The 15,250-nt window shown below is 72.8% G+C and carries 11 protein-coding genes; 4 read left to right on the top strand and 7 right to left on the bottom strand.

The window, feature by feature from the left end; translation table 11 throughout:
* Positions 1–261 precede the first annotated feature (261 nt).
* Positions 262–2,565, top strand: coding sequence for an immune inhibitor A domain-containing protein (locus J2S46_RS18105; RefSeq protein ID WP_191289024.1), 2,304 nt, complete (start codon positions 262–264; stop codon positions 2,563–2,565).
* A 130-nt stretch (positions 2,566–2,695) separates the two neighbouring features.
* On the opposite strand, the gene J2S46_RS18110 is transcribed toward J2S46_RS18105, so the two are convergent.
* The 4 genes from J2S46_RS18110 to J2S46_RS40870 all read right to left on the bottom strand — a co-directional run bounded on the left by J2S46_RS18110 (position 2,696) and on the right by J2S46_RS40870 (position 7,587).
* Positions 2,696–5,839, bottom strand: a complete 3,144-nt coding sequence (locus J2S46_RS18110) for an NACHT domain-containing protein (protein WP_191288795.1) — start codon at positions 5,837–5,839, stop codon at positions 2,696–2,698.
* Positions 5,840–5,841: 2 nt separating this feature from the next.
* Entirely contained in the window at positions 5,842–6,156 is a 315-nt protein-coding gene (locus J2S46_RS18115) for a trypco2 family protein (protein WP_191288796.1), read from the bottom strand.
* 74 nt (positions 6,157–6,230) lie between these two features.
* Positions 6,231–7,376 carry a threonine aldolase family protein gene (locus J2S46_RS18120; RefSeq protein ID WP_191288797.1) on the bottom strand — a complete coding sequence of 382 codons (1,146 nt, stop codon included), beginning with the start codon at positions 7,374–7,376 and terminating at the stop codon, positions 6,231–6,233.
* A gap of 31 nt (positions 7,377–7,407) precedes the next feature.
* Positions 7,408–7,587: a hypothetical protein gene (locus tag J2S46_RS40870; protein WP_191288798.1), complete on the bottom strand. Its 180-nt coding sequence runs from the start codon at positions 7,585–7,587 to the stop codon at positions 7,408–7,410.
* Between the two features lie 602 nt (positions 7,588–8,189).
* Between J2S46_RS40870 and J2S46_RS18130 the strand changes: the two genes are divergently transcribed.
* Positions 8,190–9,086, top strand: a complete 897-nt coding sequence (locus tag J2S46_RS18130) for a M23 family metallopeptidase (protein WP_229912323.1) — start codon at positions 8,190–8,192, stop codon at positions 9,084–9,086.
* 162 nt (positions 9,087–9,248) lie between these two features.
* Here J2S46_RS18130 and J2S46_RS18135 read toward each other — a convergent pair whose 3' ends face one another.
* Positions 9,249–9,926: a TetR/AcrR family transcriptional regulator gene (locus J2S46_RS18135; RefSeq protein ID WP_191288799.1), complete on the bottom strand. Its 678-nt coding sequence runs from the start codon at positions 9,924–9,926 to the stop codon at positions 9,249–9,251.
* A gap of 185 nt (positions 9,927–10,111) precedes the next feature.
* On the opposite strand from J2S46_RS18135, the gene J2S46_RS18140 reads away from it, so the two are divergent.
* The gene (locus J2S46_RS18140; RefSeq protein ID WP_191288800.1) at positions 10,112–11,737 is read left to right on the top strand and encodes an MDR family MFS transporter; all 1,626 of its coding nucleotides are present in this window, start codon (positions 10,112–10,114) and stop codon (positions 11,735–11,737) included.
* Between the two features lie 88 nt (positions 11,738–11,825).
* Here J2S46_RS18140 and J2S46_RS18145 read toward each other — a convergent pair whose 3' ends face one another.
* Positions 11,826–12,719 carry an iron-sulfur binding domain-containing protein gene (locus J2S46_RS18145; RefSeq protein ID WP_191288801.1) on the bottom strand — a complete coding sequence of 298 codons (894 nt, stop codon included), beginning with the start codon at positions 12,717–12,719 and terminating at the stop codon, positions 11,826–11,828.
* Positions 12,720–13,035: 316 nt separating this feature from the next.
* Between J2S46_RS18145 and J2S46_RS18150 the strand changes: the two genes are divergently transcribed.
* A complete protein-coding gene (locus J2S46_RS18150) occupies positions 13,036–13,938 on the top strand; it encodes a hypothetical protein (RefSeq protein WP_191288802.1) in 903 nt (300 codons plus the stop codon).
* A gap of 94 nt (positions 13,939–14,032) precedes the next feature.
* Here the strand turns inward: J2S46_RS18150 and disA are convergent, their stop codons facing one another.
* On the bottom strand, positions 14,033–15,091 hold the full coding sequence (gene disA, locus J2S46_RS18155; protein ID WP_191289026.1) for a DNA integrity scanning diadenylate cyclase DisA: 1,059 nt from the start codon (positions 15,089–15,091) through the stop codon (positions 14,033–14,035).
* Positions 15,092–15,250: the final 159 nt, after the last annotated feature.

Genomic DNA, 15,250 nt, shown 5'->3' on the forward strand with positions numbered 1-15,250 from the left:
GCGATGCATCCCATTACTGCCGCTATTCCCAAGGAATTTGACCGATCATCAGCTGATCGGCGACCGCGGAGGATAGCGCCCTGTTCATGTCATGGTCAAGGTCTATCTTTTCCGCGTTCCCTTGGGTCAAATGTCGTCCACCTGTCTTCATTGGTTTGCCGGGAAGGCCAAGAGCCGGACCGGTTTGGGGAGGACGTCACCACGTTGAAGAAGACCACGAAAGCCGCCTCGGTCCTCGCGACCGCTGCGGTCATAGCCACGATGGGAGCGGGCCTGCTCCCGGGTACGGCCGTTGCGGCCGGTGCCGCTCCCGTGCCGCGCGACCCCGCCGACGCCGTCCAGTCGCTCAAGACCGACGACGTGCTGCCGGGCCCGCTCAGTGGCAAGGTCGAGGCCGAGCAGAAGGCGGCCACCGAGCAGCTGCTCGCCGGCACCGCCAAGGTCGAGACCCACGGCAGCAGCACCAGCGTCAAGCTGGGCAAGGACAAGTACGTCGAGCTCGGCCGCGAGCGCACGGACAAGATCTTCACCATCCTGGTGGACTTCAGTGACCAGGTGGACAACACCACCAAGCTGCCGAACGGCCAGCTCAAGTACGGCGGCCAGCCCGGCCCGGCGCACAACCAGATCAAGCAGCCGGACCGCGCCACCAACAACTCCACCGCCTGGCAGGCCGACTACAACCAGGCGCACTACCAGAACCTGTACTTCAGCAAGGACCAGGACTCGCTGAAGACCTTCTACGAGAAGCAGTCCTCCGGGCGCTACTCGGTCGACGGTCAGGTCACCGACTGGGTGAAGGTCCCGTGGAACGAGGCCCGTTACGGCTCGGACTACTGCGGCCAGCACGTCTGCAACAACGCGCAGGACCTGATCCGCGACGGCGTCAACGCCTGGGTCGCCGACCAGAAGGCCAAGGGCCAGACGGACGCTCAGATCAAGGACACCATCGCGCAGTACGACCAGTGGGACCGGTACGACTACGACCACGACGGCAACTTCAACGAGCCCGACGGTTACGTCGACCACTTCCAGATCGTGCACGCCGGTGAGGACCAGTCCGCCGGCGGCGGCGTCCAGGGCACCGACGCGCTCTGGGCCCACCGCAGCTACGCCTACGGCACCGCCGCGGGCCAGACCGGCCCCGCCGACAACAAGCTCGGCGGCACCCCGGTCGGCACCTCCGGTCTCTGGGTCGGCGACTACACCATGCAGGCGGAGAACGGCGGCCTCGGCGTCTTCGCGCACGAGTACGGCCACGACCTCGGTCTGCCGGACCTGTACGACACCAGCGGCAGCGGCATCGACAACTCCGTCGGCTTCTGGTCCCTGATGTCCTCCGGCTCCTGGCTGGGCGACGGCAAGAACGAGATCGGCGACAAGCCGGGCGACCTCGACGCCTGGAGCAAGCTGCAGCTCGGCTGGCTGAAGTACGACAAGGCCACCGCGGGCAAGGGCTCCAAGCACCACATCGGCCCGGCGGAGTTCAACACCGCCCTGCCGCAGGCCCTGGTCGTCGACCTGCCGAAGAAGACCGTCACCACCGAGATCAACACCCCGTTCGCGGGTGCGAACGAGTGGTGGAGCGGTAGTGCCGACGACCTCAACGTCTCGGTCGCCCGCGACGTCGACCTCACCGGCAAGACCTCGGCGGCGCTGACCGCCAAGGCCTGGTACGACATCGAGCAGGACTACGACTACGGCTACGCCGAGGTCTCCACCGACGGCGGCGCCCACTGGAACGCCGTCAACGGCACCTTCAACGGTGTGGCGATCCCGGCCGACCCGGCCGGCAAGGCCGGTCTGACCGGCAGCTCGGCCGGCAACTGGGGCGACCTGGCCTACTCGCTGGACGCCTACGCCGGCCAGTCCGTCAAGGTCCGGTTCCACTACACCACCGACGGTGGCGTGCACCTCAAGGGCCTGGCCCTCGACAACATCGCCATCACCGCCGACGGTGCCACCGTCTTCTCCGACGACGCCGAGAACGGCGACAACGGCTGGACGGCCAACGGCTTCTCCCGGATCACGGGCAAGTTCTCCAAGGACTACGCCCAGTACTACATCGCGGAGAACCGTCAGTACATCTCGTACGACACCACGCTGAAGACCGGTCCGTACAACTTCGGCTTCGCCAACACCAAGCCCGACACGGTTGAGCACTACGCCAACCAGGACGGCCTGCTGATCTGGCTGTGGGACACCTCCCAGAGCGACAACAACGTCACCAACCACCCGGGTTCGGGCCTGATCCTCCCGATCGACTCGCACCCGGCACCGCTGAAGTGGTCCGACGGCGCCCTGCTGCGTCCGCGCGTCCAGGGTTACGACTCCACCTTCGGCTCGCAGAAGACCGACGGTCTGACCCTGCACAAGAACGGCGTGGAGACGGTCGTCCCGAAGGCCAAGGGCGTTGACTCGTTCAGCGACCTGAAGTCCTACTACGACGCCACCAACCCGTACAGCAGCGTCATCGTCCCGAAGACCGGCACCAGCATCGAGATCGAGAACGAGTCCTCGAACTACCTCGAGACCTGGATCCGCGTCCGCCCGGTCGACAACTGACCGAGCCGTTCGGCCGAGCAATCGGCTGACCGGTCGGATCGTCCGACGATCCGGCACTGACACACCCCGTCCGGCCCGTCCCCGCGTCCTGTGCGCGGGGGCGGGCCGGATGTGCTTCGCCGGGCCGTGTCTAGGTCCGCTCGATCACGAACCGGCCCGGCGGGAGATCCTCGACCCCGGTGACGAACGCCTCGGTGGGCCGGCCCCGGTCGTTGAACGGGTAGACCTGGACGACCAGACCGAGCCCCGGGTGCCGGGACACCGGGCGCACGTCCACCGGCCGCGCGGGAGCGGCCGGGAAGACCAGGCAGAGCTCCCGGAGCCCGGGGAACAGGGCGAGCGGGTGTTCCACGGCCAGCACGGCGTGGTCCACGGCGACGTTCAGCCTGGTGACGCCCGGAATCCGCAGGGACGGCGGGGCCTGCTGGAGCAGTCCGGCGTCCAGGGTCAGGACGGTCAGGGACGGGTGGTCCCGGACCGTCCCGAGGAGAGCCGCGGCGTCGACGGGACCGTGGGCCTCGCGGACGGTGAGCGCCACCAGGGGCAGCGCGGACAGCAGCGGAAGGACCGGGGGCACCGCGCACCGCCGCAGATCGAGCTCGACCAGCCCGGCGATCCCGGTCAGGCCCGACAGGTCGGCATCGCGCCCCTGCATGAGGATCAGCGACGAAGTCCGGAGGTCCGCCAGCCCGGCCAGGCCGGGCAGGGCGTCGGCGTAGTACAGGGTCTCGGCGACCTCGCCGACCGCGGCGAGCGCCCCGGCCTGCCCCGCGGTCCGGACGGTGAGCGTCGCGCGGCGCAGATCCGCCGGGCCGAGCACCTCGCGGGCGTACCGGCCCGCGTCGAAGTGCCCCCAGAGGCCCGGCAGCAGCGCCGCCTCGTCCGGCTCCAGTACGGCCGCGACCTCCGCCAGCAGGCCGAGCGCGCGCTCACCCCCGACCGCCGCGAGCAGCCTGATCACCGGGCGGCGGTCCGCCACCTCGGGCCAGGGCGGCAGGTGGTCCAGCAGGTCCTCCCCCGCCAGCGCCAGCACCTCCCACTGACGACGGGTCAACTTCGCTGCCTCCTCGGACAGCAGCCGCCCCAGCTCGCGCAGGACGGCCGCGCGGGCCTGCTCCTCCAGCCGGGGGGCGAAGGCCAGGCAGCTCCCCGCGAGCACCGTGATCGAGCGCCGCCGGCCGGCCGGCGCCTCGGCCGCCGCCCGCAGCAGCCGCTCCAGCAGGTCGGTGCGGTCCCTCGGGCCGCCGTGCCCGACCGTCATCCGGACGACGTCGGCCCACTGCTCGTCGTGCGCGTGGCCGGCGAGCATCCCGAAGGCCCGGTCCTCCTTGAACTCCCGAGCGGCCAGGTAGTCCTGGAAGGTGCGGTGGAGGAACTCGAAGGTCTCGACGCTGGTCTCGGTCAGCAGGCCGGACCGGTTGAGCAGACGGGCGTAGACCTGCTCGGAGGAGGCCGCCCGCGCCGCCGGGGAGAGCGAGGGCAGCAGCCGGCCGATCTGGTGGACGGCGTCACCCCGGGCGCCCTCGGCCATGCCGTTCTTCACCAGCCAGGCCGCGATCTGCTGGAGCAGGGCGAGCTGCTCCTCCTTGGTGAGCGCGGGGCCGGCGGGGTGCTCCACCTTGCGCTGCTGGTCCCGGCGGACCAGCAGCAGGTTCAGCGCCGCGTCGTAGACGTCCATCGTGCGGTGCGGCAGGGCGCCGTCCCAGTCCCGGTGCAGGGCGCAGATCATGGCGCAGAGCAACGGGCTGTCGGTCAGGGCGGCGAGGTCCGGCGAGGACCCGAGGGTGCGCTTGAGGGTCGCCTTGAGCGTTTCCAGTTCCTGGACGTCACGCTCCGAGGACGCCGCCGCGCCCGCCGTCAGCTCGCCCCGGGCGGCCTCGTGCCAGCGGTCGATGAGCGCGTCCCGGTCGGCCTTGCGCATCGGGCACAGGGTCAGCTCGTCGAAGCCGAGGCCCTCCAGCCAACCGGGTGCCACCGCGGACGGCCGCACGGTCACCACGCACAGGGTCCGCGGGTAGTGGCCGAGCAGGCGCGCCAGCCATTCCCGGGCCTCGTCCCGCTCCTGCTCGGGGATCTCGTCCATCCCGTCCACCAGCAGCAGCGCCCGCCCGGCCCGCAGCACCCGGTCCGCCCAGCCGGGCGGCTGGGCGCCGGCCAGCGGACTGCTCTCCACGCCCAGGTACTCCTCGGGACGCGGGTGCAGGTTCCGCAGCCGGTACATCGCCCGGAGCCGCAGCACGAACGGGACGCGGTGGTTCCAGTCGGCCAGCGTCTCGCCGAGGCTGCCCTCGGCCGCGTGCACGGCCAGCCACTGGAGCAGGGTGGTCTTGCCGGAGCCCGCCTGCCCCCGGAGCAGGATCCTGCTGCGCCCCCGGAGCACCGCCTCCACCCGCTCCGGCCGCCGCTCGGCGCGGGCCGCGCCCTCCTGCGGGAGCGCCTTCGCCTCCAGGCCGAGGTAGGCGGTGTCCAGATCGCTCAGCCGGGACCGGGCCCGGGAGAGGTCCAGGCCGAAGATCCGCAGCTTGCCGTGGTCCACCCGGACGGACCCGGCGTAGCGCTGCTCGAAGTCGGCGTCGTCGGCCTCCTGGTCCCCGACGCCCTCCAGCCGGGGCCGGGGCACTCCGTGCTCGGCCAGGGCCTCGGCGAAGCCGGGGACGGCGAGCAGGTCGGCGACCGGGACCAGCGACAGCTGCGCGTGCTGCCAGCTCCCGGGCTGCCGGTCCTCGACCGCGAGGCCCATCAGCCGGTCCCGGAAGAACACCCCGGCGCCCGAGATCCCGGCCCAGGGGGACGCCGCTCCCGGCAGCCCGGCGGGCGGCGTGTGGTCGCTGTTGAGCACCAGCCGGTGGGAGAGCAGCCCGGAGCCGGGCATCAGCGTCCCGGCCACCTGGGTGCTGTCCAGCCGGCCCGCCTCGTCCCTGGCCGCCGCCGGGTAGCCCGTGAGGTGGCAGAGCGGGAGGGGCTGCAGCCCGTCGATCCGGCCCCACCGGAGGTCGGACGCGGGCGCCGCCCCGGGGCCGGCGGGCAGATCCTCGTCGGTGCGGACCAGGGCCGCGTCCAGGTGCCGGCTCCCCGAGGCCGGCATCCACACCACGGTGCCCCGGACCCAGCCCCGGCCCCCCGGCACGGCCGCCTCGACGATGTCCGGCGCCTGCGCCCACGGGTCGGAGCGGATCACGTGAGCGGCCGTCAGGACCAGCCGGGGAGCGAGCAGGTAGCCGCTGCCCTGGCCGGCCCCGCGGACCGCGACGATGCGCCCGGCGCGCACCGCCACGGTCAGAACCCGTCGCGGCTGCCGAGGTCGGCGTTGCCGACCAGCGGGCTCGCGCCGGTGCCGGCGTCCTTCGGATGCAGGGTCACCGAGACCTGGTGGAGCCGGCGGTGGGCGATGCCGGCCTCGGCGTCGGCCGACAGCACCCAGGCCTTGACGCCGCCCTTGGCCCTGGCGTCCCGCCGCAGTTCGACGCTGAAGTCGAGGGTCACCTCGCCGACCTCGAACCGGAGCGGCTGCCCGGCGCCCCGGGCCGACGCGTCGAGGAGTTCCTGCCGGACCGCCTCGATCGCGTCGGCCAGTTCGATGCTCTCGCTCATTGCGCCCCCCGGGGTGAAACGGCCGCGCGGTGCGGCGGGTCGAGCGTAGAGCAACCGATCGGGGCCGGGCGAGGTCAGAGCAGGGCGAGCAGGGCCTCGACGCCCGCCGTGACGTCCTTGGCGCTCCACTCCAGGGCGGGCCCGGCGACCGTCACCTCGGTCATCGCCAGGCCCGGCAGCGCGGAGTCCCGCCAGCCGCCGAAGAGACCCAGGCCGGACTCCTCCGCGAGCCGGATGCCCGCCTCGTCCAAGGCCCGCGCCGGGTACGGCAGCCAGAGCTGGAACTGGTGGGTGTGCGGCGGCTCGGGGAACACCCGGGCGCCCGGCACCGCCGCGAGGGCCTCCGCCAGCGCCGCGGCCACCACCTTCGCGTGCGTCACGTACGACTCCAGAAGCGGGAGTTCGCGGTCCAGCCCGGCCAGCGCGGACAGTGCGGCCGGCCACTGCTGGAACAGCTGGCCGCCGTAGCGGTGGCGCCAGGCCTTGGCCGTCCGCACGAACTCGCGGTCACCGGTGAGGGCGGCGCCGTTGACGCCGCCGAGGGTCTTGTAGAAGGAGACGTAGACCGAGTCGGCCAGGGCGGCGATCTCCGGCAGCGAGTGCCCCAGGTGGAAGGTGGACTCCCACAGCCGAGCACCGTCGAAGTGCACCGGCGCGTCCTCGGCGGAGACCGTGGCGGTCAGCTCCTCCCAGGTAGGCAGGACGAACCCGGCCTCGCGAAGCGGGAGTTCCAGGGTCAGCACGGCGTACGACTCGTCGAAGCCGCGGATCTCCGCCGGGGTGGGGATACGCGGTTCGGTGGTCGGCCAGACGCTGTGCAGGCCGCCGAGGGTGGCGTAGGCGCGCCGCTCGTGCCGCTCGGGGTGGGCCAGCGGGTGCAGTGCGACGTTGCGCTCGCCGCGGCGGTCGGCCCAGATCCGCATCGCGACCTGCTGCGCCATCGTGCCGGTGGGGAAGAAGGCCGCGTCCTCGGCGCCGAGCAGGCCCGCCACCCGCTCCTCCAGGGCCCGCACCACCCCGTCGCCGTAGAAGTCGGGCCGCTGGTCGAGGTCGTGGGCCTGCTCCGCCTCCGCCGTCAGCGCCGCCAGGCGCTCGCGCAGGTTCTGCGGCCGGGCGCCCGAGAGCAGCCGGTCGCAGCCCCGCAGGGCTGCGAACCGGCGCTCCTGGACGCTGGGCCCGGCCGCCTCGGCGGCCCGGGCGTCGTTCTCGTTGACATCCATAGCTCGATGGTCGCCCAGAACCGCGGACAGGTCAGCGTGCCGGGTGGAGCGAGTACGACGGGAAATTGCCGTACAGCTTCTCATCGGCCCCGTCCGGCCCGTGGGTGACGGCCTGCACCAGGAGGTCGCCGCCGACGAAGGCGCCCTTCCAGGAGGCGCCGAGCCCGCCGAGGACCTCCTCGCGGTCGCCCCGGCTGCGCGGCCTGTTCACCCCGTCCTTGGAGGCCGGCAGGTCGGGGGGCGATCCGGGCGGCGAAGTCCTGGCCGTCGCTGGCCGGCGAGGCGACCAGCGAGCCGTTCCCCGCGCTCGTCGCGGCGAGCAGCACCGACCCGGTGTCGACCAGGACGACCGGGTCCAGCGGGCCGAAGGGCTCGCGGTGGTGCAGCGCCCAGCCGGCGGGCGACTCCAGCAGGCAGGCGTCCCGGGGCGGGTGACCGGGGTCACGATCGGCCCCGCGCGGGCAGGGCGGGCGGGCTCTGACGGTGAGCCACGGCACACCGCGGGCGGGGCCGCCGGTGGCGATGGTCACAGGGAGGGCGCCGGTACTAGCGGCGGTAGGAGCCCCCCGGCGGGCGGCCCGCGGCGGCCCGGCGGGGCCGCAGGTCGTCCCACGGACCATCCGACCATGATCAAATCCGCCGATCATTACTCCGACAGCCTGAAGTTCAGACCTCACGATGACTACACGCCGTAGTACGTCACACCGTTTGGGACTCCGCTCGGTAACGGTTTACACCTGAGTGGTCCCCCGCTCTGCAGGCCCTACCGGGCTCAGTGCTGTCCCCTTACGCCCCGTGAGGTTGAGCATCCCGATGTCCACCGTCCCGAACCTGGGGCCGGCCCTGCGCCGCCTCGCCACCACCGCGGCCACCCACGCGGTGTCCTGGCAGCCCCGACTCGGCCAGGCCGCCCGTACCCACCTCGCCCCGCTGCGCACGCTCCACGCGCCGCTGTCGGCCCTGCCCCGCACCCGCGTCCGGGCCGCCACCGCGGCCGGCGCCGCCGCGGTGATAGTGGGCGGCGTCCTGGTCGCCGGGGTGCCCGCCAACGCGTCGGCCCAGACGGTCATACCCACCACGCCGGGCATCTCCGCCTTCACCTCCCCGCACGGGGAGGCGCCCGCCACCGGGCTGGTCCAGATCGCCGGACCGAGCGCGTACCAGGTCAGGCACACCCCTGCCCACGACTCGGTCGCGGTCGCCGCCAACCTCGCGGCGCCGGTCCCGATCCCGGTGCCCGCCGCCCCGGCCCCCGCGCCGGAGCCCGCGCCCGAGCCGGCGCCGGCCCCCGCGCCGGCCCCGGCCTGGTCCGCCCCCGTGCCGAACGCGCCGACCAGCAACCCGTACGGGGTGGCCAACCCGGAGTACGCGGCCGGCTACCACACCGGTGTGGACTTCGCCGTGGACCCGGGCACGCCACTGCTCGCGGTCGGCGAGGGCCGGGTGGTCTCCGCCGGCTGGGACGGCGCGTACGGCAAGGAGGTCGTGCTGAAGCTGGCGGACGGCCACTTCGCGCAGTACGCCCACATGTCGGAGCTGGACGTCAGCGCGGGCGACCACGTGACCGCCGGGGAGCAGATCGGCGCCTCCGGCAACACCGGCAACTCGACCGGGCCGCACCTGCACTTCGAGATCCGCTCCAGCAACCACTACGGGGCCGTGATCAACCCGATCGCGTTCCTGTCGGGGCACGGCGTCAGCGACTTCTGACCCGGCGGCGCCGGACGGCCGCCCCGCACGGCGGGCGCCGGGGACAGCGCGCGCGGCTCCACGACGAGGCCGAACGGCCGGCCGGGTTCCACCCGGCCGGCCGTTCGGCCTCGTCGCCCCCGTCACCCGCCTGGGCGCCGTGGCGGATCCGCTGACGCCCGGTCAGGCGTCCTTCGGCTCGATCAGGGCCGCGATCTCCAACGCCACCGTCAGGGCCGCCGACAGGCTCTCCGCGAGCGCCTCGGGCTTGGCTTCCCCGCAGGCACCGCCGGCCTCGCCGGCCTGGGCGAGCGGCTCGACGGGGCCCTCGGGCGCGCCGTGCTTCAGCAGGAACATCGCCGAGTTGATGGTGAACAGCGACATGGTGGCGCGCAGCCGGTCCTCGAAGGTGGCGCCGGGGCCGTGCACCAGGCGGATCATCGCGACCATCCGCTCCTTGAACTCCAGCCCGGCCGGGGAGTCACGCATCGCGGGCTGGTTCTCGTGGAAGAACCGCAGCAGCGGCGCCCGCTCGGACATCCCCGCCCCGAACCGCCGGACCAGCTCGTCCCGCAGCTCGGGCGACCAGGGCTTCTGCTCGCCCCAGGCGATCGCCTCGTCGATCGGCGCCGACATGGTGTCGACGATGCCGTGGACGATGTCGTCCTTGGTCTTGAAGTGGTAGTACAGCGCCGCCTTGGTCACGCCGAGCCGGTCGGCGATCTCGCGCAGCGAGGTCTGCTCGTAGCCCTGCTCGGAGAACAGCTCCAACGCCACGTTGATGATGCGCTCCCGGGTGTCACTGCGGGGGCTCTGCGTCGTACCCATGGCGTCCTGGCCTGCCTCAGACTGCGTTGACATTCGGCGAGTACCGGTCCCGGACGCTCACCACTGGGTCCATTCTCCCTGCCCAGGGCTTCCGCTCCGAAACCGGCTTGACGCCCGGCTCGGGACAACCTACCGTGCCGACGAAAGTATAACTAGCCGGTCGTCAAGTAAGTTCCCTCGGAACCGGGCGTCCGGCACCCTCTCCTGGGAGAAGCGTCATGCCACACAAGCAGGTCGGGAGCGCGGAGGACAGCTCCGCCGCAGCCGAGGAGGTCCCCTCGGACGCTCCGGCGGCCGCCGCGAAGGACTCCGAGCCGCAGTTCCGCTCGCCCCGCGAGATCCGGCTGGTGATGATCGGCCTGGTCGTCACCATGCTGCTCGCCATGCTCGACAACCTGATCGTCGGCACCGCCATGCCGACCATCGTCGGCGACCTCGGCGGCGGCGAGCACCTCTCCTGGGTGGTCACCTCGTACACCCTGGCCACGGCGGCCTCGACCCCGATCTGGGGCAAGCTCGGCGACCTCTACGGCCGCAAGGGCACCTTCCTCACCTCCATCGTGATCTTCCTGGTCGGCTCGGCGCTCTCCGGCCTCTCCCAGAACATGAACGAGCTGATCGGCTTCCGCGCCCTGCAGGGGCTCGGCGCCGGCGGTCTGATGGTCGGCGTGATGTCGATCATGGGTGCGCTGATCCCGCCGCGCGACCGCGGGAAGTACCAGGGCATGTTCGCCGCGGTGATGGCCCTGGCCACCATCGGCGGCCCGCTGCTCGGCGGCTTCATCACCGACCACTTCAGCTGGCACTGGATCTTCTACATCAACCTGCCGCTGGGCATCGTCGCGCTCGGCGTGGTCGTCGTCACCCTGCACCTGCCGAAGGTCCGCTCGACCGCGCGGATCGACTACGTCGGCGCCGTCCTGCTCACCACCGGCATCACCGCGCTGACCCTGATCACCACCTGGGGCGGCCAGGAGTACGCCTGGGGCTCGAAGCAGATCCTCGGCCTGGGCGCGCTGGCCGTCGCCTCGCTGATCGCCTTCTGCTACGTCGAGCAGCGGGTCGAGGAGCCGATGCTCCCGCTCAGCCTGTTCAGCAACCTGAACTTCACGCTGGTCTCGCTGATCGGCTTCATCGTCGGCTTCGTGATGTTCGGCTCCACCGTCTTCCTGCCGCTCTACCAGCAGACCGTCCAGGGCGCCTCGGCGACCAACTCGGGCCTGCTGCTGATGCCGATGATGCTCGGCATGCTGGTGGTCTCGCTGGTGGTCGGACAGGCCGTCACCAAGACCGGCAAGTACCGGATCTTCCCGATCATCGGCACCATCGTGATGACCGGCGGCATGCTGCTGCTCTCCATGCTGGACACCGAGACCAGCACCTTCACCTCCGCCTGCTTCATGGTGGTGCTCGGCGCGGGCATGGGCTTCCTGATGCAGATCACCATGCTGGTGGCGCAGAACAGCGTCGAGCTCAAGGACATGGGCGTGGCCAGCTCCACCGCCACCCTGTTCCGGACGATCGGCGGCTCCTTCGGCGTCGCGCTGTTCGGCGCGCTGTTCAACAGCCAGGTCACCGCGACCATGAAGGACCGGCTCGGCGACCAGGCCGGCGCGAGCGCCGGTGCCAACCCCGGCCAGATGACCCCGGCCGCGCTCCGGACGCTCCCCGCGCCGGTGCAGGACGCCTACCACCACGCCGTCGCCAACGGCATGCACACGGTGTTCCTCTGGGGCGCCGCGGCCGCCGTGATCGCCGTCGCGGCCGCCGTGTTCATGCGCGAGGTGCCGCTGCGCGGTACCGGCGAGCCGGCCGAGAAGAACCTTGAGGCCGCTGCCATCTGACCCACCCCGGCGGCCCCGACCCGGCCCCGACCCGACGGCCCCGCCGCGACAACCGTCGCGACGGGGCCGTCGGCCTTCGCCGGGACCGCTACCGGGGCAGCCGGTAGACGCCCTGGGCGACCGGCTCGACCAGCCCGTCCGCCACCAGGCCGTCCAGCGCCCTGGCCCGCTGCACCGGCTCCGGCCAGACCTCGTCCAGCCTGGCCTGCGGCACCTCGCCGTGGGCCTCCCGCAGCACCGCGAGCAGCTTTCCGCGCACCTGCCGGTCGGTGCCCTCGTACGTCTGGCCGCGCCGGGCCGGGCCCTCGTACGGCGGCCGGCCGGCCAGCTGCCAGGCGCAGTGCCGCTTCAGCGGGCAGGCACCGCACTCCGGGCTCCGCGCCGTGCAGACCAGGGCGCCCAGCTCCATCACGCCGACCGCCCAGGTGGCGGCGGTCTCGGCGGTCTCCGGCAGCAGCGTGGTCGCCGTCCGCCGCTCGGCCGCCGTGGTCGCCTGCGCGGGGTACTCGACACCCGTCACGGCCCGGGCGAACACCCGGCGGACGTTCGTGTCCAGCACCACGTGCCGCTGGCGGAACGCGAACGAGGCGACCGCCGCCGCCGTGTACTCGCCCACCCCGGGCAGGGCGAGCAGCGCCGCGTGGTCGTCCGGCACCTCGCCGCCGTGCGTGGTGGTGATCGCGGTGGCGGCGCCGTGCAGCCGCAGGGCGCGCCGGGGGTAGCCGAGCCGCCCCCACATCCGGACCGCCTCGCCGGGTGCGTCCGCCGCCAGGTCGGCGGGCGTGGGCCAGCGCTCCAGCCAGGCCTCGTAGACCGGCAGCACCCGCTTGACGGGTGTCTGCTGCAGCATGAACTCGCTCACCATCACCGCCCAGGGCGAGGCGTCCGGGGTACGCCAGGGCAGGTCGCGCGCGTGGGCCTCGTACCAGTCGAGAACGGTCGAGTGCAGGAGCGGGGCGGGGGCGGTGGAAGTGGTAGCCATGACCCCCCGATCCTCCCACGGGCGCGCCCACGCCGTACGCCGGTACCGGGAGCGACCGGGTGCGCCCGCCGGGCGGCCGTGGCCGGCGCCAGCGGCCCGGCGCGGGACGTTGCGCGAAGTCGTCCGGGACGGGCTCCCGATCCGTCCGGACGGCCCGGCCGCACCTTCCGTGCACCAAGGACCCGTCCGCCGGCGCCGGCCCCGGCGGCCCCGGGCGGCTCCCCCATCCGGCCCAAATTGCGGATCATGTGAAGGAAGGGGCGACAGTGAGGTGTTGGTGCATCAAGGGACGCACACTCTCTCGTAGAGTTTGCCCGTGCCTTCTCTGCGTCAACCCGTGGGACCGCTGCCGGCCTCGATCTACTGGCGTCGGCGAGTCGTCGTGCTCGCGGCCCTGGCCGCGGTCCTCGCCCTGGTCCTCTGGCTGACCTCCGATCAGGGGGGCGGCGGGGGGCAGCACAGGACGGCCAAGCCCCTCCCCTCCCCCGCCCAGGAGATCACCCCGGGCGCGGCCCCGACCGGCCCGGCCGTCACCGGCCGCCCCGGCGGGCCCGGCGGCGGCTCGGGCGGCGCCGCGGGCTCGGGCGGTGTGTCGGGATCCGGCGGCGGCGACGTCAGCCTGACCGGCGGCGGGACGGACGGCGGCAGCGCCCCTGCCCCCGGCGGCGGCACCGCCCCGGGCGGGACGGCCGCTTCAGGCACCACGGGCGGGACCACGGGCGGCGGCAGCACAGGTGGCGGTACGGCCGGCGGCACCACGGGCGGCGGCACGGGAGCCCCGCCGGTGAACACCGCCGAGGTGATGGCCCTGCCGGTCTGCGCCTCCTCCCAGGTGACGCTGGAGCTGACGAGCACCCAGAACGCCTACCAGCCCAAGGACAAGCCCCGGCTGGCCCTGACCGTGCGCAACGCCGGCACCGCCGGCTGCCGGGTCGACCTCGGCCGGGTCAGTTCGCTGATCACCCTGAGCGCGAGCAGCGGCGAGCGGATCTGGTCCTCCGGGGACTGCCCGACGGACCGTCAGAGCACCTGGGTGCAGATCGCGGCCGGCAGCGGCCTGACCGAGACCTTCACCTGGGACCGCAGCCGCAGCAAGCCGCAGTGCGCCTCCCCCGACACGACGGCCGCGCCCACCGGCAACTACCTGGTGGTGGCCGACCTGTCCGGGCTCTCCGGCGGCCTGGTCTCCGCCCGCTCCTCGATCCGCCTGGAGAGCTGAGCGGCCACGGACGGTACGACGGACGAAGGGTCCCCGGGGAGCTCCCCGGGGAGCTCCCCGGGGACCCTTCCTGCGTCGTGCGGGCGGGGCCCGGTCAGACGTAGCGCTCCAGGATGGACGACTCCGCGAGCCGCGACAGGCCCTCGCGGACCGAGCGGGCCCGCGTCTCGCCGACGCCCTCGACGGTCTGCAGGTCGTCGATGCTGGCGGCGAGCAGCTTCTGCAGCCCGCCGAAGTGCTCGACCAGCCGCTCCATCACGGTGTTCGGCAGGCGCGGGATCTTCGCCAGCAGGCGGTAGCCGCGCGGGGAGACCGCGGAGTCCAGCGACTCCGGGGTGCCCGAGTAGCCGAGCGCCTTCGCGACCGTCTGCAGGTCCAGCAGCTCGGAGTGGGTGAGCGCCTCCAGGTCGGCGAGCACCTCCGGCACCGTCCGGCCCCGCTTGGCGGCCCGCTCCGGGAAGTAGTCGCGGGCGACCAGCTCGCGCTCGGGCTCGACGCCCTGGATCAGCTCGTCCAGCTGGAGCGAGAGGAGCCGGCCGTCGGTGCCGAGCTCCAGCACGTAGCCGGCGATCTCGGTGGCGATCAGCCGGACCATCTCCAGCCGCTGGGCGACGGCGGTGACGTCCCGGACGGTGACCAGGTCCTCGATCTCCAGCGCGGAGAGCGTGCCGGCCACCTCGTCCAGGCGCAGCTTGTAGCGCTCCAGGGTGGCCAGCGCCTGGTTGGCCCGCGACAGCACGGTGGTCGAGTCCTCAAGGACCCGGCGGGTGCCGTTGACGTACATCGCGATCAGCCGCATCGAGTGCGAGACCGCGACCACCGGGAACCCGGTCTGCTTGTTGACCCGCTCCGCGGTGCGGTGCCGGGTGCCGGTCTCCTCGGTGGGGATGCCGGGGTCGGGCATCAGGTGCACGCCGGCCCGGACGATCTTGGTGATGTCCTTGTCCAGCACCACCGCGCCGTCGAGCTTGCACAGCTCGCGCAGCCGGGTGGCCGAGAACTCGACGTCCAGGACGAAGCCGCCGGTGCACACCGACTCGACGGCCTTGTCGAAGCCGAGCACGATCAGCCCGCCGGTGTTGGCCCGCAGCACCCGCTCCAAGCCGTCGCGCAGCCCCGTCCCGGGCGCGATGGCACTGAGGGAAGCCCGCAACAGGGCCTCCTCACGGGAGGACTTGTCCGCCCGGTCGCTGGCTGCCACGTGACTCCTCCGGTCGACCTGCCGTGCGCCTCGCGCCGTGCGCCGGCCTACGGTCTGTCGCGCTCATTACTGCCTCATTGCCGATTAGACAGGGGAAAGTCTAACTGCGTG

The sequence above is a fragment of the Kitasatospora herbaricolor genome (genome assembly GCF_030813695.1).
Taxonomy (GTDB): domain Bacteria; phylum Actinomycetota; class Actinomycetes; order Streptomycetales; family Streptomycetaceae; genus Kitasatospora; species Kitasatospora herbaricolor.